Source organism: Shigella sp. FC1967, assembly GCF_001743005.1.
GTDB lineage: Bacteria > Pseudomonadota > Gammaproteobacteria > Enterobacterales > Enterobacteriaceae > Proteus.
The window spans coordinates 1-508 of sequence record NZ_MIIZ01001191.1; the positions used below are offsets into that span (position 1 = coordinate 1).

General features: G+C 48.2%; 1 protein-coding gene. It reads left to right on the forward strand.

Translation table 11 applies throughout. The annotated features are described in order from the left end of the window. Nucleotides 1-267: 267 nt before the first annotated feature. A partial coding sequence (locus tag BHE89_RS24460) for a hypothetical protein (protein ID WP_216081035.1) occupies nucleotides 268-508 on the forward strand: 241 nt, incomplete at its 3' end.

Genomic DNA, 508 nt, shown 5'->3' on the forward strand with positions numbered 1-508 from the left:
AAAACACCCAAATCTACGCTGAAAGTTTAGAACGGTTTTGCGGGCTTCTGAGTGCGTTTTTAACATCGTGCAAACTGACAAGTAAAACGATGCGAAATCGCTGAAAGTCACAAACTTGTTTTGTGGCAAGAAGCGATTTGACCAACCGAGTAAAACGAGGGCGGTAGGCTTTTTGTTTTTATCCTGATGAGCGTCCAGCGAAGAAAGGGAAAAACAGGGGGAGCCGAAACGAAATGACACGCCCCCAGCGATGGCAAGTGAACCCCAGTGAACGTGTTTCGTTTTGGGGGCAAAGCCCCCCGTCAAGCGAAGCGTCTGACCACCACATTTTTGAGCGACCAAATACAGGGGCGAAAAAAAGGGGGGTGGTCAGACGAACGCAGTGAGTTTGACGGGTTGGGTGAATGGTTTTTTTTCTCAGGCGTCCAGCCGAAGAAAATAGCCAGAGGGCGGAGCCTTATGTCATTCATTTTCGTCCAGAAAATGAGTGGCATTGATACTGAAAGTA